At 44.1% G+C, this 21,828-nt stretch carries 23 protein-coding genes; 21 read left to right on the top strand and 2 right to left on the bottom strand.

What is annotated here, in order from left to right:
- Positions 1 to 68 precede the first annotated feature (68 nt).
- The 13 genes from AK965_RS20600 (at position 69) to AK965_RS02395 (ending at position 10,917) form a co-directional block, all read left to right on the top strand.
- A complete protein-coding gene (locus tag AK965_RS20600) occupies positions 69 to 281 on the top strand; it encodes a hypothetical protein (RefSeq protein ID WP_253252649.1) in 213 nt (70 codons plus the stop codon).
- 205 nt (positions 282 to 486) lie between these two features.
- Positions 487 to 621: a hypothetical protein gene (locus AK965_RS20830; protein WP_301182216.1), complete on the top strand. Its 135-nt coding sequence runs from the start codon at positions 487 to 489 to the stop codon at positions 619 to 621.
- Positions 622 to 1,228: 607 nt separating this feature from the next.
- Entirely contained in the window at positions 1,229 to 2,230 is a 1,002-nt protein-coding gene (gene yiaK / locus AK965_RS02445; protein WP_099078112.1) for a 3-dehydro-L-gulonate 2-dehydrogenase, read from the top strand.
- 24 nt (positions 2,231 to 2,254) lie between these two features.
- Positions 2,255 to 2,743: a TRAP transporter small permease gene (locus AK965_RS02440; RefSeq protein WP_099078111.1), complete on the top strand. Its 489-nt coding sequence runs from the start codon at positions 2,255 to 2,257 to the stop codon at positions 2,741 to 2,743.
- Positions 2,743 to 4,023, top strand: coding sequence for a TRAP transporter large permease subunit (locus AK965_RS02435; protein WP_099078110.1), 1,281 nt, complete (start codon positions 2,743 to 2,745; stop codon positions 4,021 to 4,023). The genes AK965_RS02440 and AK965_RS02435 overlap by 1 nt, the downstream gene beginning before the upstream one ends.
- 21 nt (positions 4,024 to 4,044) lie before the next feature.
- A complete protein-coding gene (locus AK965_RS02430) occupies positions 4,045 to 5,019 on the top strand; it encodes a DctP family TRAP transporter solute-binding subunit (RefSeq protein WP_099078109.1) in 975 nt (324 codons plus the stop codon).
- Between the two features lie 91 nt (positions 5,020 to 5,110).
- Positions 5,111 to 5,803 (top strand): L-ribulose-5-phosphate 4-epimerase, encoded by a 693-nt coding sequence (locus AK965_RS02425; RefSeq protein WP_099078108.1) that lies wholly within the window; start codon positions 5,111 to 5,113, stop codon positions 5,801 to 5,803.
- Positions 5,804 to 5,814: 11 nt separating this feature from the next.
- On the top strand, positions 5,815 to 6,630 hold the full coding sequence (locus tag AK965_RS02420) for a Cof-type HAD-IIB family hydrolase (RefSeq protein WP_099078107.1): 816 nt from the start codon (positions 5,815 to 5,817) through the stop codon (positions 6,628 to 6,630).
- 23 nt (positions 6,631 to 6,653) lie between these two features.
- On the top strand, positions 6,654 to 7,142 hold the full coding sequence (locus AK965_RS02415) for a YhcH/YjgK/YiaL family protein (RefSeq protein ID WP_099078106.1): 489 nt from the start codon (positions 6,654 to 6,656) through the stop codon (positions 7,140 to 7,142).
- Complete coding sequence (locus tag AK965_RS02410) at positions 7,142 to 8,635, top strand: FGGY-family carbohydrate kinase (RefSeq protein ID WP_099078105.1); 1,494 nt, start codon at positions 7,142 to 7,144, stop codon at positions 8,633 to 8,635. Before AK965_RS02415 ends, AK965_RS02410 begins: the two co-directional genes overlap by 1 nt.
- Positions 8,628 to 9,272 (top strand): 3-keto-L-gulonate-6-phosphate decarboxylase UlaD, encoded by a 645-nt coding sequence (locus AK965_RS02405; RefSeq protein WP_099078104.1) that lies wholly within the window; start codon positions 8,628 to 8,630, stop codon positions 9,270 to 9,272. The genes AK965_RS02410 and AK965_RS02405 overlap by 8 nt, the downstream gene beginning before the upstream one ends.
- A gap of 7 nt (positions 9,273 to 9,279) precedes the next feature.
- Positions 9,280 to 10,038 (top strand): IclR family transcriptional regulator, encoded by a 759-nt coding sequence (locus AK965_RS02400; protein WP_099078103.1) that lies wholly within the window; start codon positions 9,280 to 9,282, stop codon positions 10,036 to 10,038.
- Positions 10,039 to 10,047: 9 nt separating this feature from the next.
- Positions 10,048 to 10,917, top strand: a complete 870-nt coding sequence (locus AK965_RS02395; protein WP_099078102.1) for an L-ribulose-5-phosphate 3-epimerase — start codon at positions 10,048 to 10,050, stop codon at positions 10,915 to 10,917.
- Positions 10,918 to 11,678: 761 nt separating this feature from the next.
- On the opposite strand, the gene AK965_RS02390 is transcribed toward AK965_RS02395, so the two are convergent.
- The gene (locus tag AK965_RS02390; protein ID WP_099078101.1) at positions 11,679 to 12,299 is read right to left on the bottom strand and encodes an HAD family phosphatase; all 621 of its coding nucleotides are present in this window, start codon (positions 12,297 to 12,299) and stop codon (positions 11,679 to 11,681) included.
- Positions 12,300 to 12,515: 216 nt separating this feature from the next.
- Positions 12,516 to 13,211 carry an NAD(P)H-binding protein gene (locus AK965_RS02385; RefSeq protein WP_099078100.1) on the bottom strand — a complete coding sequence of 232 codons (696 nt, stop codon included), beginning with the start codon at positions 13,209 to 13,211 and terminating at the stop codon, positions 12,516 to 12,518.
- Between the two features lie 581 nt (positions 13,212 to 13,792).
- On the opposite strand from AK965_RS02385, the gene cobT reads away from it, so the two are divergent.
- The 8 genes from cobT to btuD all read left to right on the top strand — a co-directional run bounded on the left by cobT (position 13,793) and on the right by btuD (position 21,814).
- Positions 13,793 to 14,836 carry a nicotinate-nucleotide--dimethylbenzimidazole phosphoribosyltransferase gene (gene cobT / locus AK965_RS02380; protein WP_099078099.1) on the top strand — a complete coding sequence of 348 codons (1,044 nt, stop codon included), beginning with the start codon at positions 13,793 to 13,795 and terminating at the stop codon, positions 14,834 to 14,836.
- 17 nt (positions 14,837 to 14,853) lie between these two features.
- The gene (locus AK965_RS02375) at positions 14,854 to 15,642 is read left to right on the top strand and encodes an adenosylcobinamide-GDP ribazoletransferase (protein ID WP_099078144.1); all 789 of its coding nucleotides are present in this window, start codon (positions 14,854 to 14,856) and stop codon (positions 15,640 to 15,642) included.
- Positions 15,639 to 16,172 carry a bifunctional adenosylcobinamide kinase/adenosylcobinamide-phosphate guanylyltransferase gene (cobU, locus tag AK965_RS02370; protein WP_099078098.1) on the top strand — a complete coding sequence of 178 codons (534 nt, stop codon included), beginning with the start codon at positions 15,639 to 15,641 and terminating at the stop codon, positions 16,170 to 16,172. Before AK965_RS02375 ends, cobU begins: the two co-directional genes overlap by 4 nt.
- A gap of 11 nt (positions 16,173 to 16,183) precedes the next feature.
- On the top strand, positions 16,184 to 16,810 hold the full coding sequence (gene cobC, locus AK965_RS02365) for an alpha-ribazole phosphatase (RefSeq protein ID WP_099078097.1): 627 nt from the start codon (positions 16,184 to 16,186) through the stop codon (positions 16,808 to 16,810).
- Between the two features lie 70 nt (positions 16,811 to 16,880).
- Complete coding sequence (locus tag AK965_RS02360; RefSeq protein ID WP_099078096.1) at positions 16,881 to 18,680, top strand: M3 family oligoendopeptidase; 1,800 nt, start codon at positions 16,881 to 16,883, stop codon at positions 18,678 to 18,680.
- Positions 18,681 to 18,918: 238 nt separating this feature from the next.
- Positions 18,919 to 19,947, top strand: a complete 1,029-nt coding sequence (locus tag AK965_RS02355; protein ID WP_099078095.1) for a succinylglutamate desuccinylase — start codon at positions 18,919 to 18,921, stop codon at positions 19,945 to 19,947.
- A gap of 102 nt (positions 19,948 to 20,049) precedes the next feature.
- Positions 20,050 to 21,045 carry a vitamin B12 ABC transporter permease BtuC gene (gene btuC, locus AK965_RS02350; protein WP_099078094.1) on the top strand — a complete coding sequence of 332 codons (996 nt, stop codon included), beginning with the start codon at positions 20,050 to 20,052 and terminating at the stop codon, positions 21,043 to 21,045.
- A complete protein-coding gene (gene btuD, locus AK965_RS02345) occupies positions 21,032 to 21,814 on the top strand; it encodes a vitamin B12 ABC transporter ATP-binding protein BtuD (RefSeq protein WP_099078093.1) in 783 nt (260 codons plus the stop codon). The genes btuC and btuD overlap by 14 nt, the downstream gene beginning before the upstream one ends.
- The last annotated feature ends 14 nt before the right edge of the window (positions 21,815 to 21,828 follow it).

Below are 21,828 nucleotides of genomic sequence, written 5' to 3'. Positions count from 1 at the left end.
CATTTTCATTTGCGTCCAAATGTGCGTCCGATTTTTGTGAATGCTGCGTCCAAATCTAAGGGGGTACCTTGAGTATCACAGACAACCAGTTAAAAGCTATTGCGAAGTTAAGTGAATATGACGGCCCAGCAGAACTGAATGACGGTGAGGGACTGATTGCGAAAATATCGCCAAAGCAAACATCACATTTCAATATCGTTGCAGATTTAACGGCAAAAAAAACGTATTCGTATTGGCAAGTATCCGATAATCACTCTTTAAAATGCAAGGCAAATCCATAAAAGGATGCTTGAGTTGAGAGAAGAGGGAAGATATCCCGAGATTGCACTTTCGGGGGGGAATCAATTTTAAGAACTCGGTACGTCTAAACGAAGACATTTCGATGTGGCCAATGATATCTAGACAGTTGAACCAGAACTTAGCAAAACAGCCAATCCTATCCGCAGGCCCATTCCTAAACATATAAAACCAATGTTGGAAAGGTTGATGAATATCTATGATGATCACCTATTTCCGGGGGCATCAATTCTCAAACCAATCACAATATCGGCAGTAAATCAGTATAGCAAAAATAAAGGACTGTCGATTAAGCGAGAAACGTTTACGTTCTGGTACGCATGACACTCACCACGTGAAGCGTTCTAAACGCAGGCCCTCACGACCCTGTAGCCCGCGTAAAATGCGCTCAAGAACGTTATGGGCGGCCATCATGGCAGGAAACTAAGCGGTTGCGATTGGGGCAGCGTCGCTTTATCAGGACGATGCCCCAGCACTGTGGTGCTCCACTGACCCGCAGCCATAAGCGCGTAACCAACGGGTCATGGTGTGACGAATGAAAAACAGCGGAAATGACTAATCGGTCTGATCCGAAGTATACGATAGGTTTTTTAAGTCTTTTAAATTAGTAATTACGAAATTTTTGTTCCGTATTGCGAATTAAGATCTCAATTATATTTCGTATTACGGAATCTCTCTGGGCTCAAATACAAAGTTTCCAATATTATATCTGTGAATTTGTTCAAAAATCGTGCTTATTTTGTTTCGCATTATAATAACTTTGCGTTTGTGGTCACAATTTGTACCTTCTCTAAAAATGCTATTAAAAACATACACTTATGATTAAAGTTTGTATGGTGTCAAACTTCTTGGTAAGAAATAATGACAAAAAATGGAATTGAAGCAATTATTAATTCCGTATGGCGGAATTAATAATCTTTGGAGAAAGGCAATGCCTCTAGTATCAATTGAAAAACTACAACAAGAATACGAACGCATCTTACTAGCCCGTGAAATGAAAGCTGAAATGGCAACTAAACTTGCTGCTGGCTTTGTAGAGATGGCGAATGAAGGTACTTATTCACATGGCATTAATCGCTTTCCTGTTTTCATAGATCAAGTCGATAAGGGGCAAATCAAACTTAATGCGGAACCTGAGTGTGTGAACCGCATGGGCGCACTTGAACAGTGGGACTGCAACTTTGGGCCAGGTGTTCTAAATGGTCTTATCTGTGCTGAGCGTGCAATGGAGCTAGCAAGTGACTACGGCATCGGCATGGTGGGTATGCGTAACTCAAACCACTGGATGCGAGGTGGGGCTTATGTCCTAAAAATGGCACGTGAAGGTTTTGCTGGTATTGCATCTACTAACTCAATTGCAGTTATGCCTGCGTGGGGTGGCAAGGATCACCGCATTGGCTCAAACCCGCTAATTATGGCAATTGCAGGCGAGCCACCAGTAGTTGTTGACTGCTCAATGAGCCAGTTCTCATACGGGCAACTACAAAACTTTGTATTAGCAGATAAAGAGCTTCCGGTTGTTGGTGGTTTTGACAACAACGGTGAGCTAACCAAAGACCCACATGTTCTATGGGAAAACAAGCGTCTACTGCCTATGGGGTTCTGGAAAGGTTCTTCGATGGCAATCGTACTCGACATGATGCTTACAGCCATCACTGGTGGTAACTCAGTACCCGCTCTCACTGAAGATATGGGTGGTGAGTTTGGTGTATCTCAATTCCTAATCGCTATCGACCTAAGCAAGACAATGGATGAAGGCCAATACGCAAAAGAGATGAAGCGCATTCGTGATTACGTACTTGCTTCTGAGCCTGCTGAATCAGGTTCAGTAATGATTGCAGGTTCTGAAATCCAAAACTTCATTGATAAACATGAAGCAGCCGGTGGTATCGAAATTAATGACGGTATCTGGGAACAAATTACGTCTCTGTAATTTACCATAGGTGGGGAAAGCTTTATGCAAAGTGTGCTAAAGAGTATTTGGAAAAGCATAGATGTGATGATGGCAATCATTTTGACTTGCATGATCGTGCTGGTGTTCACCAACGTGGTGTTGCGCTATGGCTTTTCTTCTGGCCTTCGTCCCTCAGTAGAACTATCTCGCCTTGGTCTTGTATGGGTAGTAATGCTCGGTGCAGCAGTGGTGCTGCGCCGTGGTGAACACCTTGCTGTGTCGGAGTTTTCTGAACGATTATTCCCGAAAGCAGTACCTGTACTAAGACGTATTTGTTGGGTGGTTGTACTGATTTCTGTTGGCATGCTCTATGTAGGTTCTTACCGTCAAATGATGTCTAACTGGTCAGATATTTCTCAACTTACAGGGCTTCCTTCAGCATTATTTTATCTAGCTGGTGTTGTTTCTGGTGCATTGATGGGGGTGATTGCTTTTGTGCGCATCTTCAAGCCGGATTGGCAGTTAGATAGTCTAGAAGAGGAGAACGAATAATGACGTTGGCCATTTTCTTATCGGTATTGATTGTCTCAATCTTACTTGGTCTTCCTGTTGCGTTTGCGTTGCTATTGTCTTCAATGGCGCTCATGGTTCAGATGGATTTCTTTAGTGCAGACATTCTTGCGCAGTCTTTAATTAATGGTGTAGACAGCTTTACATTGCTTGCGATTCCATTCTTCCTAATCGCGGGTGAAGTAATGGCGTCGGGCGGTTTATCTCAACGTATTGTTCGACTAGCAACAACTTACGTTGGTCACCGTCAGGGTGGATTAGGCTATGTAGCTATCATGACTTCGGTACTGCTTGCCGGTCTATCAGGCTCTGCAGTGGCGGACGCAGCAGCACTGGTTAGTATTCTTTACCCTATGATGAAAGCGGCAAAATACCCGGAAGCTCCTTCAATGGGTCTACTAGCGTCAGGCGGTATCATTGCACCCGTTATTCCACCATCAATCCCACTGATTTTAGTTGGTGTTGCTGGCGGTATTTCAATTAAAAACCTATTCCTTGGCGGTATCGTACCCGGCGTGTTGATGGGGGTAACGTTGATGTTTGTTTGGCGTATGACGGTTCGAAAAGAGAATCTAGATACATCGCCAAAAGCGACCAAAACAGAGAAACGTGCAGCACTGAAAGATGGTGTTTGGGCACTATTGCTACCGATTATCATCATTGTTGGTATTCGATTCGGTATCTTTACACCAACAGAAGCAGCAGTTGTTGCAGCGGTATACGCAATCTTTATTTCGACGTTTGTTTACCGCGAGCTAACCATTAAGAAATTCTATGAAATAGTAATCAACGCTGGCAGATCGACCGCAATGGTTATGTTCTTGGTTGGTTGTGCAATGGTAGCAGCTTGGCTAATTACCGTCGCCCAGCTTCCTCAACAACTTGCAGAAATGTTAGGCCCACTGGTTGATAGCCCACGTCTACTTATGGCAGTGATCATGCTACTGGTATTGTGTGTTGGCATGGTAATGGATTTAAGCCCAACAATCCTAATTCTTGTTCCTTTATTGATGCCTGTTATCAAAATGGCCGGCATCGACCCTACGTATTTTGGCCTGCTGTTTGTAATTAACTGTTCAATTGGCCTAATTACGCCTCCTGTAGGCACGGTACTCAATGTGGTGTGTGGTGTCGCTAAAGTTCCAATGTCAACGGCGGTGAAAGGAGTACTTCCATTCATTGGCGCCTACATAGCTCTGCTCACGTTGTTTATCATCTTTCCGAGCATCATCACTATACCAATGTCATTTGTCATTGGTTAACCCTCGATGGAGAAAATAAAAATGAAAACCCTACTAAAACTCACTGTAATAGCATCAACAATCGCAATGGGCTCAAACGCTTTTGCTGCAACGACTTTGAAACTGGCTCATGCGGCACCAGAATCAGACCTTCAACAGGATCTGTCTCTGTTCTTTAAAAAAGAAGTTGAAGCTCGTACAAACGGCGATATTAAGATCAATATCTATCCTCAAGGCCAGCTTGGCAATGATAAGCAAATGATCGATGGCAGTCGTGCAGGTATCGTTGACTTTGCGATGGTTGGTCTAAATAACTACAACGGTATGATGCCTGAGTCTGCTGCCTTCACATTACCGTTCATGTTCCCTAATCGTGAAACGGCTTATAAGGTCCTTGATGGCGAACCAGGTAAAGAGGTTTTGAAAAACTTTGAGAAGTTTGGCTTAAAAGGGCTTGGTTACCCAGAAAATGGCTACCGTAACATGACGAACAACGAAAAACCAATTCGTGTTCCGGCTGATGTGAAAGGTTTACAAATGCGCGTGAATGGCTCGAAAGCACTAAACGATATGTTTAATGAACTTGGTGCTAACCCTCAACAGCTTCCAGTTGCTGAACTATACACTGCTCTAGAGACAGGGGTTGTTGACTCTCAAGATCACCCAATTTCAGTTACGTTGTCATTTAAGTTTGATGAAGTACAGAAGTATCTGAGCCTTACCCAGCATGCATATTCTCCACTAGTTCTAACGATGAACTTACGTAAGTTCAATAATCTAAGCGCTGAAGAGCAAAAAGTTATTGAAGAAGTAGCAACTGAAGCAGTAGCAATGCAACGTAAGCTAAGCATCGAAAAAGAAGATGAGATGATCGCTAAACTAGAAGCGAACGGTATGAAAGTTAACCGTGACGTAGATGGTGCCGCATTCCAAAAGGCTATCCAACCAGTATGGAGTGCATATATTGAGAAGAATGGTGACACTATGATCAACAAGATCAAAGTTGCAGCTAAATAGTTCCGGACTAGGTCACCCTGTATCTTCTACGGGGTAGCCTAATTTCTACCCGACTTCATGAATTAAATTATCAAAATATCGGCAGGCATTTATGTACCAAGAACTCAAAGAGCGAGTGCTAAAAGCAAACTTGCAACTACCTAAGTATGGCCTAGTTACGTTTACCTGGGGTAATGTTTCTGAAATTGACCGAGAACGCGGTGTAATCGCTATAAAGCCTTCTGGTGTTGAATATGATGTTATGACAACAGACGACATTGTAGTTATTGATCTCGAGGGTAATCATGTTGAAGGCCACTTAAATCCATCAAGCGATACTGCGACACATATCGAACTCTATAAGGCATTCCCAAGTATTGGTGGCATCGTACATACGCACTCTCGCAACGCGACCATTTGGGCCCAAGCAGGTAAAGATATCCCGGCCTTAGGTACTACTCATGCTGATTATTTTTATGGGGACGTACCATGTACCCGGCAGTTAACAATTGAAGAGATTAGTAACGATTACGAAAAAAATACTGGTCTTGTAATTATAGAAGAGTTTAGTAAACGCGATATCGATCCTACTGCCATGCCTGGTGCAATTATTTGTGGTCATGCCCCTTTTACTTGGGGTAAAGACGGAACAGATGCAGTACACAATGCAGTCGTAATGGAAGAAATTGCTGCAATGGCAACCGCGACTCGTGCCATTAACCCTGAAATTGCTATTCAACGAGAGCTACTGGATAAGCACTATAGTCGTAAGCACGGTGCTAATTCTTACTATGGTCAGAAATAAAGGCAGCAACTATGCATAAATTATTGGCGTTAGATCTTGATGGAACAGTATTGAACTCAGCACATTCCATCGGCCCAACTTTGGTGGAAGTCATTGAGGAAATTTCGCGGCAGACACACGTCGTGATTGTCACGGGTCGTCATCATATTGCGGCAAAACCTTACTACGACATGCTAGGGCTGACAACGCCAATAATCTGCTGTAACGGCACTTATGTTTTTGATTACGCAACAGACTCTGTTGTAAATGAAAATTCAATCTCAAAACAGAATGCCGCTGAGTTTATTTCTATCTCTGAAGCGCATGGTATGAAAATGGTGATGTATGCTCGTGATGCAATGCTCTATTCAGTAAAGCGTCCAATTGCCTATATGGATTCGCTGCTAGAATGGTCCCAAACATTCCCTGTAGAGAAGCGCCCAAATATTCAGAAAGTGGAGGACTTCCACCATGAGGTGCAACAAACAGAATTTGTTTGGAAGTTTGTTGTTGAGGGAAGAGACATTGATAGTTTTGCCAATCTTCCATTTGTAAAACAAAACTTTAATGGTGAACGATCTTGGGTTGATCGTGTTGACTTCTCAGCCGCTGGTAATACAAAAGGCAATGCACTTAGTGATTATATTCAACCTCTAGGCATCTCATTAGGGGAGTGTATTGCAGTGGGAGATAACCATAATGATATTTCGATGCTTAGCGCAGCTGGCCTTGGTATTGCGATGCAAAACGCCGATGAAACGGTGAAAGCGAATGCCAATCTTGTAACAGAAAAATCAAATGATGATGAAACGAGCCTAGCTAACTTACTGCGTGAGTTGCTGCTGTAGAAGTTCGTGAAAAGAGAATTTATATGTTAGTTGGAAATACTCAGCCAACACTGATGACTAAGTCATACCCGGTTGTTGTGCAAAATGTCCTTGAATACCTCAATAGTTTAGATACTCAATCTTTGGGGCTGGGTCGTCATGAGTTGCCGAGCTTTGAGTCGAATCGAGCGTGGTTTGTGGTTCTAGAATACGAAAAAGAGCCTTTAGAAAACTTTCAGCCAGAAGTACATAAGTACCACTCAGATCTACAGATTGTTCTGCGTGGCTCAGAAACGATGGCTTGGTCCTTCGACACTGGCGAGCACATTGATGCGGAGCCATACCTAGAACACCGTGACTTACAGTTTTACAAGGCTGAAGGTGTTGAGCTTAACTTTATTAAAGCGACACCGAACCAGTTCTACCTATTCACTCCGAATATCGTCCACGTCACCAACATCGAAGATGGCAACAGTGAGCCAGTGCGAAAGTTAGTGGTGAAGATTCACAACGATTTACTGGAAGCGAAATAATGAATTACTACATTGGTATTGATTCAGGCGGTACGTTTATGAAGGCCGCACTGTTCAACGCAAAGGGTGAGCAACAAGGTTTAGCGCGTGTTTCAGCAAGCGTCATTAATGACAAACAAGGTTGGGTTGAGCGAGACTTAGACGCACTTTGGTCAAATGCGGTGACGGTGATTAAACAGCTCATTGGCACAACACAGGTTGACCCAACAGCAATCAAAGGGCTTAGCATTTCAGCTCAAGGTAAGGGAGTTTATCTACTTGATAAGCAAGGGAAGAACCTAGGCTATGGCATTATGTCTTCGGACTCGCGTGCATTGCCAATAGTTAAACAGTGGCTAGCGGAAGGTAAGGCACAAGAGATCTATCCAACCACTCTGCAAACGCTTTGGACCGGGCATCCAGTCTCTATTATCCGTTGGATTAAAGAGAACGACTTCGAGCGCTATAACCAAATTGGTGCGGTACTGATGTCTCATGACTACCTACGTTATCGCCTAACGGGTGAGGTTGCGGCAGAGTTAACCAATATTTCGGAGAGTAACTTCTTCAATTCAATTACTGGGCAATATGACAAATCTTTGCTTGAGACTTTTGGCATTGAAGAGATCTGGAACGCATTGCCTCCTGTTGTGACACCACAGCAGCAAGCTGGCAAAGTCACAGCACAAGTTGCAGCAGAAACAGGGTTAAGTGAGGGCACACCAGTGTTTGGTGGTCTGTTTGATGTTGTTTCAACTGCAGTCTGCTCTGGAATCAATTCCTCAGAGGAGACACTGAACTATGTAATGGGCACTTGGGCGGTAACCTCTGGTATCTCCAAGCAGGTAACAGAGGCATCACATAACTTTGTCTATGGCCACTACGCGGTTGATGGTGAGTATATCATTCATGAAGCTAGTCCCACTTCAGCAGGAAACTATGAGTGGTTTGCTGACTATCTAGGTGAAGACGGTGAACTAAACCATGCTGAAAACCAAGCCTTAGTCGAAGCCCTAGAGCCAGCAAGCAGTAGTATCTACTTTATACCATTCCTATATGGCTCAAATGCAGGTCTTGGTCTTAAGTCCGGCTTCTATGGTTTGCAGTCTCACCACACCAAGGGCCATACGATTCAAGCGATCTGGGAAGGTATTCTATTCTGCCATAACGTTCATTTGGAGCGTATGCGTCAGCGTTTCCCTAAGGCGGATGTACTTAAAGTTACTGGTGGTCCATCATCAAGCCCAGTATGGATGCAGATGCTTGCGGACCTAACTGGATTGACTGTTGAAGTTTCAAGTCTTGATGAAACCGGCTCTTTGGGAGCGGCAATGGTGGCTATGGTTGGTGCAGGTGAGTTTACTTCACTAAAAGAGTGTAGCGACACACTAGCGACTGGCAGTAAGCGAATTTATCCAAACAGAGACAACTACCAACGCTATCAGAAAAAATTCAAAAATTATCAGCGACTGGTAGAGCTATTCAAACAATTTGAGGAAGAGAGTGATGTCTAGACCATTACTACAAATGGCACTTGATGCAACCGATATTCAAACTGCACTCGTATCAGTTGAAAAGGTAGCAGACAAATTAGATGTGATTGAAGTCGGTACAATTTTGGCGTTTGCCCATGGGGTAGACAGTGTGCGGGTTGTGCGTGAGAAGTACCCGAATCATACCATTGTATGCGATATGAAAATTACCGATGCCAGTGCTACCTTGACTCGCCTTGCAATGGAGGCTGGGGCGAACTGGGTAACAGTGAGTGCAGCAGCACATATTGAGACTATCCGCTCGGCGAAAAAAGTGACCGATGAGTTTGGTGGTGAAGTTCAAATCGAGCTTTATGGTCACTGGACATTAGAAGATGCGAAGGCGTGGATTGATATGGGCATTACTCAAGCAATTTACCACCGTTCACGTGATGCTGAGCTTGCTGGTGTAAGTTGGACCAAGGAAGATTTAGCCAAAATGAAAAATTTATCTGAACTGGGAATTGAACTATCTATAACAGGTGGTATTGTTCCAGAAGATCTGCATTTATTTAAGAACCTTACTGCAAAATCTTTCATAGCTGGCCGAGCATTGGCTGGTGAAAATGGATGTGAGATCGCGGATAACTTCCACAGAGAAATAGGAAAACACTGGTAGTACTTATATGAGTGAACAAATTAAATCGCTGTCTAAAGCCTTAACTGTATTGGAATTCCTCGGGGATTACCCTAATGGTGTTTCGCTGCAAAAAATTTCTGAGGGGACTGGATTTAATAAGTCATCAATTCATCGCATCTTATCAACGTTTGAAGCTTCTGGTTACGTGGCTCAAATGCTATCAGGTAAGGAGTACCGATTGACGATGAAACTCGTTCACCTCGGTCACACAGCATTAAACTCTGATGTGACAGGAGCGGTTAAACCTCACCTTGAAGGTCTGTTACTTGATGTAAAACAGACGGTGAACTTCCTCTCTTTTGATGCTGACAACATTATCTTTAAGGATAAATTTGAGCCAGCAGATGCATCATTTAGAACCCGAACTTATGTTGGTTTGCATTCACCAATGTATTGCTCGGCAGCGGGTAAGTGCTACTTGGCGTTTAGTCCAGAGACAGTACGTGAGGCGTACTGGCAACGTAACGCAAGCACGATGAAGCCATTAACCGAAAATACCATCTTGGATAAAGGAGACTTTTTCAAGGTTCTTGAGCAGATTAAAGAGCAAGGTTATGCCCTTGATGATGAAGAGAATGAAGCGGGTATTTCATGCGTGGCTGTGCCTATTTTCGATAAAAATAAATTTCCGGTATATGCAGTAAGTGTTTCTTCGCTAACACCAAAAATGAAAGCACTAGGCTACGAAGAGTTAGCAAGGAAAATTAAAAAAGTTACTGAAAGTATCGAACAACAACTCTTTTAAGGAATAAAGATGTTTGATTCAAAAAACAAATTCAGATTAGGTATTTACGAGAAGGCAATGCCAACTTCTCTGACGTGGGAAGAACGTTTCATTTATGCGAAAGAACTAGGCTTTGACTTTGTTGAAATTTCAGTCGATGAAACTGAAGAACGTCGAGCGCGATTGGATTGGTCTGACGCAGAGATTTATGAATTGCGCAGACTTTGTGAAAAGTACGAGATGCCTTTTCAATCGATGTGTTTGAGTGCCCACCGTAAGTTCCCTTTTGGTTCAATGGATGAAGCCGTGCGCAAGGAATCTTTTGTCATCATGGATAAGGCCATCGCTCTTGCTTATAAGCTAGGTATTCGCTGTATTCAAATGGCAGGCTACGACGTTTACTATGAATCACAATCAGCTGAGACTCATACTCGCTTTATTGAAGGCATGAAAGAAGCTACGAAGATGGCAGAGCGTGCAGGTATTATGTTAGGTGTTGAGATAATGGATACGCCTTACCTTAACTCATTGAGTAAGTTTGAAGTACTTAAGCGTGAGATTCCATCACCATACTTTATGGCTTACCCAGATGTAGGCAACATCTCAGGGTGGAATTACGATGTATGTACCGAGTTAAAACTGAGTCGTGATCATCTAGTTCAAGTCCACTTGAAGGACACTCTGCGAGTGTCGGAAACGTGTCAAGGGCAGTTCCGTGATCTGGTTATTGGTGAAGGTCAGGTAGATTTCGCAGCCATTTTTAAGACATTAGCAGAGATAGACTACAGTTCTCCGCTGGTGATTGAGATGTGGGCGCAGAATGACAATTGGCTAGAAGATATCAAACAGGCAAAATCAACCCTTAAACGTATTGCTAATAAATCTGGTTTAGATCTTTAACGCTAAGACAAACACCATTACTTGTTGAGAGGAAGAGCAGGAGGTAACTTCTGCTTTTTATTTTCTCATTTATTTTTCGCTAGGTAGAGAAATATCTTTAAAGATGTGTTCTATAAATGACACACCTCTGCTGTTTTCGTTGATATTCTTTATTAGGGGCATAATCATTGTTTGTAGTCACTCTTTGATACCACGATACAAAGAAGTCTTTGAACTTGATTATAAAATGGTGATGTTCTTCCCAATGGCCTACTTGGTATATTACTTATGTCTCTTTACTCTCAACGCAGATAAGAGAACGGGTCGTCAATCTATAATCTATTGCAATGGCATCTTTTTAGGAAGGTAGTATGTATAAGAGGCTCAATTGACACCGCACTACACACTTTCTATCGGGCTTAAATTCTAAAAGATTAGAACCAAGCTGATGAAACTAGTATTACGATTGCAGTCATGGCAAGAGTTAGTTTAGCGAAAAATTGCATCTCGCCTAGAAGAGAAGGTTTTACTAGAGTCTCGTTGTTTTTTTCCGTCATTACTTTAGAGTTCATGTATTTTCTTATCTTAGTGTGTGATATGTAGCTAATTTGCACCTAAGTGTGATGGCTGTCAACAAGATGTGTGGTTTTATTACGAAAATTCAGTGTGGTTTTTCTGTGTGACCAAACGTCAGATTCGGCACCTAGTGATATTGGCGGCATCTCAACCAAGACGAACAAGAGTGGAAGAAAGTATAGAGGGAGCGATAAGGCACTCTTTCATTATTCTTCTCTAGTTTTAATTGCAGGGTAGAAGTCGATAATTTCGCCATGTTTGACGAGATAGCAATCCATCCCTGCTCTGTTAGCTGCCTGTCGACCAATGGTCGTATCTTCGAATACGACACACTTTTCGGTATCAGTATTGAGCTTTTCCGCAACTCTCAAGAAGGTATCTGGATTAGGTTTATGATTCTCTACATCATCAGAAGTAACCAAAGCTTCAATGCGGCTCTGAATATCGGTGGCGTCTAGGATCTCTTTGGCATGTCGGTATTGAGCACCAGTTCCAATGCCTATCTTTTTAGAACGTTGATACTCTTTTAGAAGGTTGTATATTTGAGGAATAATATTTCCCTTGTTCTCAATCGCCTCAAAATTTGCAATTTTGTCTTTTGTAACAGCGATAGGATCGATTGTCAGCGCATAACGTCTGATAATCTCAAGTGCAACTTTGCGAGAGGGCATGCCACCCAGATCATCAAGCCACTCCTTGTCGTAGGGAATATTGAATTTATTGCAGGTTTGTTCCCAAGCAGCAGCGTGAGCGACCATAGAGTTTATCAAGGTTCCGTCTAAATCAAAGATAATTGCTTGGTATTTATCTAAATTTGGCTCTAGCATTCTTAACTATTTATTTGTTCACATTTAACGAAAATTGTACAGCTAACAAGGTGATTCGTACCAGAAGTTTTGGTTGTGTCGCAAATATTGATTGAGACATGACGGAGCGATGTTTTAGATACAATGACTCTGCGAGTGCATAGAATTACTCCCAGGCCGAGTCGCCTAGTAACTTGTCATGCTACACGGGCATGCAGGAAGGCGAAGTACCTAACGTCAGTCGTAATGATGCAATAAATCGAGCATGTCACGTCTATGCAGATAGACCACAGGATCTTTCTGGTAGCTGAATACTTGATAAATCATCGCGTTGGCAACGTCTTTCGCGTTAATTGGAACGAAATCAGCCAACTTTCCTATCATAAGTGGGCGAATGACCTTGAAAACACTTTGAAGCAGCCTTTCATCTTTACGTGGCGTTGTCCGTTCTCCAACGAGAGGTCCAGGTCGAACAAAGACCACCTCTTCAAATCCTATCTTCTCAATGGTTTTTTCCATCTGCCCTTTGCAAGCGAGGTAATGGGATAAGGAGGTGGCATTTGCACCTAAGCTAGAGACAACGGCTAAGCGTTTCACCCCAATCATTTTCATTTGTTGCGCGACCTTACACACTAGCTCGACATCAACTTTACGTAAGTTTTCTTTGCTGCCCGCTTGTTTAAGCGTGGTACCCAAACAAATGAAACCAATTTTTGGCGTCGGTTGTTGTTCATCCCAGTGGTGGATAGAAAGGTCTGCATCGATGATAGGAATGATTTTATTTTCAGGATCAGATACCTCATCCAAAGTTCGACGAGAAAGGCAATACAAGGTTTCAATGCCAGACTGTGACACTAGGTTGGTAACGATTTCTTTACCTACTAACCCTGTCGCTCCGGCGATAATCACGCAGGCGTTTGTATCGTTACTCATGGTATTCTTCCTTATTGAGAACAGCTGCTTACGCTAGTGTAGCGTATTTCATCCCCCTCGGCATTTAAGTCGTGTTTAACTCATCAAAGTGACCCGCAGAGTGTGCGGGTCGTTTGATTAGGAAAATGACAAGGGAATGGCTCGCCGGCGATGGCGTGGGGGATTAGACTTACTTTTTTTCGCGGGACGGCGACTTTGATTGGCAAACATGGTTCCTCACTTTTTAGTATTAGATACGCTGAACCAAGCATCTCGAGGTTACTTGGGTATACATAGCAGACAACGCTTTGGACTTGGTCTAAAGGAGTAAACTAATTTGGTAAATTCATGTGCTTATCAAAATGAAACTTAAAATGACAAAAACGCCTTTTAACACAGAAAATCAGATGAAATTGGGTAGAAGAGGGGTACACTTGTCCTATCTACAAATTAAGAGATTTTAAATCTCAAAAGATTTTCTAAGACCAAGGACGTCGCATGAACGTTAATTTTAGCACATTATCGCCAAGGTAGTTTTATCGCTTGGTTGGAACACGCTTTCTCTGTCGCTCGCCCAAAATAAATAGAAAGGAACCATCATCATGGAACGCTCTTTTGTCCCCGAAATTCAAGCGCGCATTGATAACAAAACCAAACCTTTAGGAGCACTTGGCCAACTTGAGAAGGTCGCATTAGAACTTGCACTCATTCAAAGTCAAGGTAAGTCACAAGCGGTTGACAATATAGAAATCTGTAATCCAATTATGCTGATCTTTGCCGGTGACCATGGTATTGCTGAAGAGGGCATAAGCATTGCTCCAAGCGCGGTCACACAACAAATGGTTGCTAATTTTTTAGCGGGCGGCGCAGCGATTAACTGCTTTTGCGATATTAACCAAATCGATTTTAAAGTGATCGACTGTGGCATGCTATCGCCAATCGATACGTTGGTTCCTGATTTTAAACATCATCCTAATTTGATTGAAAAGCGATTAGGTAACGGTACCGCAAACTTTTCTAAGCAAACCGCAATGTCTCTAGAGCAAGTTGGCTTGGGCTTAGAATTTGGTGCAAAAGTGGCTGAACAAAGCATTCAAAACGGTTCAAACTTACTCATGTTCGGTGAGATGGGAATTGGTAATACAAGCTCCGCTTCTGCACTGTTAACAGCACTCAGTCCTTTGGAAGTCGAGCATTGTGTCGGTTATGGTACCGGCATCGCTCAAGAGCAATTGAACCGTAAAATCAAGTTGGTTGCGCAAGCTGTGAGTCGTTGCCACGAGCTAGATGCCAAAGGCGTATTAGCGCAAGTGGGGGGATTTGAAATCGTGCAGATGGTGGGAGCATTTCTTGAAGCCAAGCGCCTTAAAACGCCAGTACTAGTCGATGGATTTATTGTCTCTGTTGCTGCTTATGTCGCGACCTTATTGGATGCAGAAACGCGTGACTACATGTTGTTTGCTCACCACTCTGAAGAAAATGGTCACAAATTTGTTTTGGAGTGCCTAAAAGCAGAGCCACTGTTAGATCTGGGTTTGCGTTTAGGTGAGGGTACAGGCGCTGCGCTGGCATTACCTCTCGTCAAAGCAGCCGCTCAGTTTTACAACAAAATGGCGAGCTTTGAGAGTGCAGGAGTAACGGTTTAGTGTCTTGTTCTGAAAATATGACGTCATCAGAAACTCGTTCGCTGCGGTATCAAGGCGAGCTTTTTCTGTTAGCGGTTAGCTTTTTTAGCCGTTTGCCGGTTCCTGCCCATTTACCTTACAGTGACGAACGTATGAATCAAGCGGGTCGATACTTCGCACTCGTTGGTGTGGTACTTGGCTTGCTATGCGCGGTGGTATTTTCACTGACTGCGCTTCTCTTTCCTCCTTCTGTCGCGATAGTGTTAACCATGGTTTTTAGCCTGCTGTTAACGGGGGCGTTCCACGAAGACGGACTGACCGATACGGCCGATGGTATTGGCGGTGGAATGACCATAGAGCGTCGTTTATCAATTATGAAAGACAGTCGCATTGGCACTTATGGTGCGGTGACGCTGGTGATGGCGCTGTTAGCAAAATTTGTATTCTGGAGCGAGCTAGTCAGAGTACCTCAGTTTTGGTTGATCATTGTCGTGGCTTATACCGTGAGTCGGGCATTGGCTGCCACGCTGATTTATGACATGCCTTATGTCAGCGATGCTGACACCTCGAAAAGTAAACCGCTAGCGAATAAGCAATCAAGCTTAGAAGTGGCGATCTTGCTATTCACTAGTGGTGTTGTCGCGCTTTTACTTGGCGTGAGTCAGGCGGTGATCATCGCGCTGGTTCTAGCACTGTTTCGCATTGGCTTTAAGCGTTGGTTAACACAACGCATTGGTGGTTTTACGGGGGATTGTCTTGGGGCGGCTCAACAATTGTCCGAGCTACTTGTTTATCTCACTCTTATTGCGTTTTACCACATATCATGAAGCAACTCATCCTAGGCGGAGCTCGCTCCGGAAAATCCAGTTTGGCAGAAAGCAGAGCGCTGCACTGGGCGAAAGAAAACCAATCGATGCTGCATTATGTCGCGACGGCACTACCATTTGATGAAGAGATGCAGCAACGTATCACACACCATCAGAAGCAGCGAGGGGAAGGTTGGCAAGAGCATGAGTGCCCACTACATCTGCCAGAGCTTATTAGTAGCTTCGGCCTAAAAGATGTTGTGCTGGTGGATTGCTTAACGCTTTGGATTAACAACTGGATATTTGAATTGGGTGACGGTTGCTGTAATGAGCAGCTAGAAGCACAGATTGAAAAACTCGTAAAAGCAGTGTCTAGCTCAAATGCGACACTGATTTTTGTGTCTAACGAAGTGGGATTGGGCATCGTCCCACTTGGTGCAGTAAGTCGCTACTTTGTCGATAATGCAGGGAGAATGCATCAGCAGTTGGCTCAGGTGTGCGATCAAGTGACCTTTGTGGCCGCAGGCTTGCCTCTTGAACTGAAATCATAGAATATCAATACATGAAGACGCTTAATCTCTATTTAGTCCGGCATGGAAAGGTTGTCGCACCTCCTGGTTTACATGGCCAGACGGATCTCAAAGTGGATCACGTTGAGCAACTAAAAATAGCTCAAGCTTGGGAAAGGAGAGGGGAATCGGTAGCGGGTATCATCTCGTCGCCGCTGTCACGTTGTCACGACTTGGCGCAGATCATTGCAGAGCAGCAACTGTTACCGATAAATGTAGAAAACGATCTACAAGAGCTCAATTTCGGTGACTTTGATGGCGTGCCATTCGATACGATATCTGATCATTGGGCTAAGCTGAATGCTTTTTGGAACGCACCCGCGCAGCACCCCCTGCCAAATGCTGAAACTCTAGAAGCGTTTTACCAGCGCGTTAGTTGTGTTTGGTCTCAAATAATCAACGATATCAATGACAACTTGCTAATTGTCACGCATGGTGGCGTAATAAGAATGATTCTTGCCCACGTGTTGGGTGTAGATTGGCGCAATCCACGATGGTATTCGACATTAGCGATAGGAAATGCGTCAGTAACACATATAACGATTACCATCGATGATCAAATTTACGCCTCAGTTCGCTCTATAGGCGTACCATTTGTTGAAAATGAGTCACGGAAGTAGCCACGATCTCGAGCTCTACTGAGTTTAAGAGCGCGAAGAAGTGGCTCGATTACATCAAAAGGAACTACAAATGACCACTCCTAGTTGGGACTTATCCATCGTTTATAACGACCTTGCGGATCCACGAATTCAAGATGATATTGCACTGGTAGAGCAGTGTATCGACTTGCTTAACAAACAGTCGACAGATTGTCAGTCTGTAGACGTGATGCAAAATGCCATTTTAACCAGTGAAGCGGCAAGCCGTTTGGCAGGTACAATTGCTAATTTTGCCAACTGTTATTCCTCGGTGGATGCGACGAATGCTGAAGCAAAAGCGTTGCTTGGTCGAATGACGCGTCTGTTCTCGGAGCTATCCCAAGCATTCAGTGCGTTTGACTTAACATTGACGCACGCCGATGAAGAATTTATCGCTCGTGTACTTGATCACGAAAATCCAGACATCAGTGGACAAGCATTCTCAATTCTCAATTCGAGAAAGTTAGCCGATAGCCGTCTAAGTACAGAAGAAGAGAAGCTACTTGCGGCGATGAGCGTGGATGGTAAATCAGCGTGGGGCAAACTGTATGACAACCTAACTGGTTCACTAAAAGTGAAGTTAGAATATGCAGATGGAAACAGTGAAGAGCTTGGTTTTTCACAGGCTGCGAGCATCCTTTATGGCTCTGAGTTTGAACGACAAGAAGCAGCATGGAAAGGCGTGCAAAGTGCAATGGCTACTCACCGAGAGTCTTTTTCTGCGATTCTTAATGCCTTATCTGGTTGGCGTTTGACCGAAAACAAAAAGCGTTCGACGAAGCACGATGTTCACTTCCTTGACCCAAGCCTGCACGGTAGCCGAATCAAAGCTGAAACGCTTGATGCGATGATGAAAGTAGCAAAAGACAGCCGGGGTGTTGGTCAGAAAGCGGGTCTGTTAATGGCGAAAGTGCACGGCTTGGATGAAATGAAACCATGGAATCACCTAGCGGCAATGCCAGCGTTAAGCGGTGAGGCAAAGGTTTATGGCTTCGATGAAGCGATAGACGTTATCTGTGAGGCATTTGAAACGGTTAATCCAGAGATGTCAGAGTTTGTGCGTATGATGGTTAAAAATGGCTGGATTGATGCAGCACCTAATGCTAACAAACGCCTTGGCGCATACTGTACTAAGCTGCCAGCGACTCGTACGCCATTGGTATTCATGACATGGAGTGGTAGCCGCTCTGATTTAATGACGCTTGCGCACGAACTGGGGCACGCATTTCACAACTGGGTTATTCGTGACCTACCGCTGTGTCAAACATACTACCCAATGACCTTGGCCGAGACGGCATCTATCTTTGCGGAAAACATCGTTCGTGATCATCTGATTTCAAAAGCAGAAAGTGTGGATGACAAACTCGAAATGCTTTGGGAGGAGTTGTCTTCCGCGTTGGCATTGATGATAAATATTCCCGTTCGTTACGAGTTCGAGAAAGCCTTCTATGAGCGTCGCCAAAACGGTGAACTCACGGCAGATGACTTCTGTGAACTAATGTCTGAGACGTGGAAAGAGTGGTATGGCGATGTAATGAGTGAAGCGGATCCTTACTTCTGGGCGAGCAAGTTACACTTCTCGATTTCAGGTGTGAGTTTCTACAACTATCCGTACCTATTTGGCTTCTTATTTAGTAAAGGTATTTACGCGCAGCGCGAATCGAAAGGGGAAAGTTTCTACGGTGATTACGTCGCATTATTGCGTGATACAGGCAACATGATGGCGGAAGATGTGGTAACAAAACACTTATCGATGGACCTTACTCAACCTGAGTTCTGGCAGCAAAGTGTTGAGCTTGTGCGTGATAAAGTCGATGAATTTGAACGCTTACTTGCCCAGCGCAGTGAATAAACGCCAAAAGTTGATCAAATCATAATGATCATATTAAGGGCTGTGGTAAAATTCATAGCCCTAACACCTTGTAATTGTTTGGAAAATGAACGCCTCAATGCTTGATTCGAGAGCATGGCGCGAAAAGGTATGGGATTTTTGAGAAAATTGCTGGCTTCTGCTCATAAGTGGGATCGCAACGACAAAAATTCTTTGTACAATTTATTAACATACCCGCCGTGCTATTAAGGAGTAACGTATGACGAAGTCTCTCTTTCGCCAATCGTTTTTAACCGACACGTTAGCTGTAGATACTGATGTTGCGCCAGCGGAGCTGCTGCTGCCTAACGGTGTAACACTGAAACTTTATCAGCGTGGTGTGCTAGAAGTGATTCCTGATGAATATACGCAGGAAACCAAGAACATCATCATCTCATGTGGTGTGCATGGGGATGAAACGGCACCGATGGAGCTGGTGGATACTATGATCAAAGACATCGAATCAGGCTTCCAAAAAGTCGAGGCTCGCTGTCTGTTTATTATTGCTCATCCAGATGCAACATTGGCGCATACGAGATTCCTTGAAGAAAACCTCAACCGTCTGTTTGATGAAAAAGAACACAACCCAAGCAAAGAGTTGACGATCGCAGATACGCTTAAGTTGTTGGTGAGAGACTTCTACCAAGATACTGCGACCGAAACACGTTGGCATCTCGATTTGCACTGTGCAATTCGTGATTCTAAGCATTACACCTTCGCTGTTAGCCCAAAAACGCGTCACCCAGTGCGTAGCAAAGCCTTAATCGACTTTCTAGACAGCGCACACATCGAAGCGGTACTGTTGTCTAACTCCCCAACGAGTACGTTCAGTTGGTTTAGTGCTGAGAACTATGGTGCCCAAGCGTTAACCATGGAGCTGGGACGTGTGGCTCGCATTGGTGAAAATGACCTGGATAGGCTAACCGCATTCGACTTGTCTTTGCGCAATCTACTTGCCGAAGCGCAAGCTGAACACTTATCGAAACCTTGCATCAAGTACCGTGTCAGCCGCTCTATTGTTCGCTTACACGAAGACTTCGATTTCATGTTTGATGACAACGTCGAGAACTTTACGTCGTTTGTGCACGGTGAAGTATTTGGCCATGACGGTGATAAACCGCTGATGGCGAAGAATGATAATGAAGCGATTGTATTTCCGAATCGCCGTGTCGCGATCGGTCAACGCGCTGCATTAATGGTATGTGAAGTGAAGACTCGCTTTGAAGATGGCGAATTAGTCTACGATTGATGCCAAATAACCCTAGGTATTGGCAATTAAGACGACTAAGTTGTTTGCAATTTACCGAGGCTTAACTGTAAGGTTAAGCCTTGTTTGTATTTATCGGCTACTATGGATTTTCAACAACTTATCCTAAACAAGGAGCGACGCTGGCAGCGTAATCTTTTAATCATGTCAGTGATTCTCGTTCTGCTCTCTGCCATTCACCTGATGGTAGGAGAGGTTTTTCTTTCTCCTTTTCAATCTCTCTCAACATTTGAACAAAAACTCTTGTTGGATTTGCGTTTGCCGCGTCTTGTCTCTGCTGCCATTATTGGCGCAGCACTGGCCGTCTCTGGTGCGACGCTGCAAGTACTGCTTGGTAACGTATTAGCCGAACCGGGCGTGCTTGGGATCTCTGGTGGTGCGAGTTTGGCGATGGTGTTCGCCATGTTTGCCTTGCCCGTTTTACCTTCACCAATGATCTTTATGTTGGCAGCCATTGCCGGCTCAATGCTGTTTACGGTCATATTAGTTGGCATTGCGAGGGCGATGCATTTGACGACCGCGCGTCTACTCCTTGTTGGTGTGGCATTAGGTATTTTATCTAGCGCTATCGTAACTTGGGCATTCTACTTCAGCGATGATTTGAGTTTACGCCAGTTAATGTACTGGTTGATGGGCAGTATTGGTGGTGCGAGTTGGTATCAGCACTCCGTGACATTAGTGCTGCTACCAGTATTGATTTGGTTGTGCAGCAAAGGCAAACCGTTAGATAAGCTGATGCTTGGTGAGATTCACGCGACCCAGTTAGGTATCGATGTACACCAAATGCGTTGGAAATTGATCTTTGCTATTTCAATTTTGGTTGGAGGTTCTGTCGCACTGGGCGGCATCATCAGCTTTGTCGGTTTGGTTGTTCCCCATTTACTACGTTTAGCGTTTGGTACTGAAAATCGTTATCTCTTGCCATTGTCGGCGATTTCTGGTGCGGCGCTATTAGTGTTGGCGGATATCGGTGCGAGATTGCTATTAGATTCTGCCGAGCTGCCACTTGGGGTGATGACAACGACGATTGGCGCGCCTATTTTTATTTGGATGTTGGTGAAAAGCCATGATGCACGTTAAGCACATTACCGTCGGTAATCGACTTTTGCCACTTTCATTTGAATGTAAAGCAGGGGAGGTAGTGCATGTTGTCGGGCCAAATGGCTCGGGAAAAAGTACTCTATTGGGCGCGATTTCTGGTACGTTACCCCATCGCGAGCTCGTGAAGGGGGAAGTGATGATTGATGGTAAAGATCTGCTAGCCATGCCACTGCCAGAACAAGCACACCTGCGAGGCTATTTGTGTCAACAATCTAGACCAGCGTTTAATATCGACGTATTCCAATACCTTGCCTTATCTTTACCAAGTGGCACCAATATTGCTGATTCTAATATTACTCAGAGCAAAGTGCGTGATGCCTTAAACATGGTTGTGGCATTAGTTCAGCTACAAGATAAGCTTCATCGCAGTATTCAAACGTTGTCTGGTGGTGAGTGGCAACGCGTGCGTTTGGCAGGCGTATGCTTGCAAGTGTGGCGAACCATTAATCCTTTTTCTCAGCTACTGATTTTGGATGAACCCGCCGCGCCATTAGATATTGCGCAAGAAGGTTTGCTCTATCAACTGATAAACGCAGTGGCAGCACAAGGCATTGCCGTCTTGGTTGCCAATCACGATTTGAATCGAACATTAAGGCATGCAGATAAAGTGCTACTGTTGAGTAACGGCGTCCTTTATTCATCTGGTACGGCTGATGAAGTATTAACCCAAGAGGGGTTGGGTGAGGTGTTTAAAACGCCAGTGAGAAAGGTGCTGTTAGAGAGCAAGCCGTATCTTATCTTTGAATAACGCTTTAGACCGTT

The sequence above is a fragment of the Vibrio sp. PID17_43 genome (assembly GCF_002608565.1).
Lineage (GTDB): Bacteria > Pseudomonadota > Gammaproteobacteria > Enterobacterales > Vibrionaceae > Vibrio.
The sequence above is the reverse complement of the archived record's forward strand: the minus strand, read 5'-3'. Positions and strand labels throughout refer to the sequence as shown.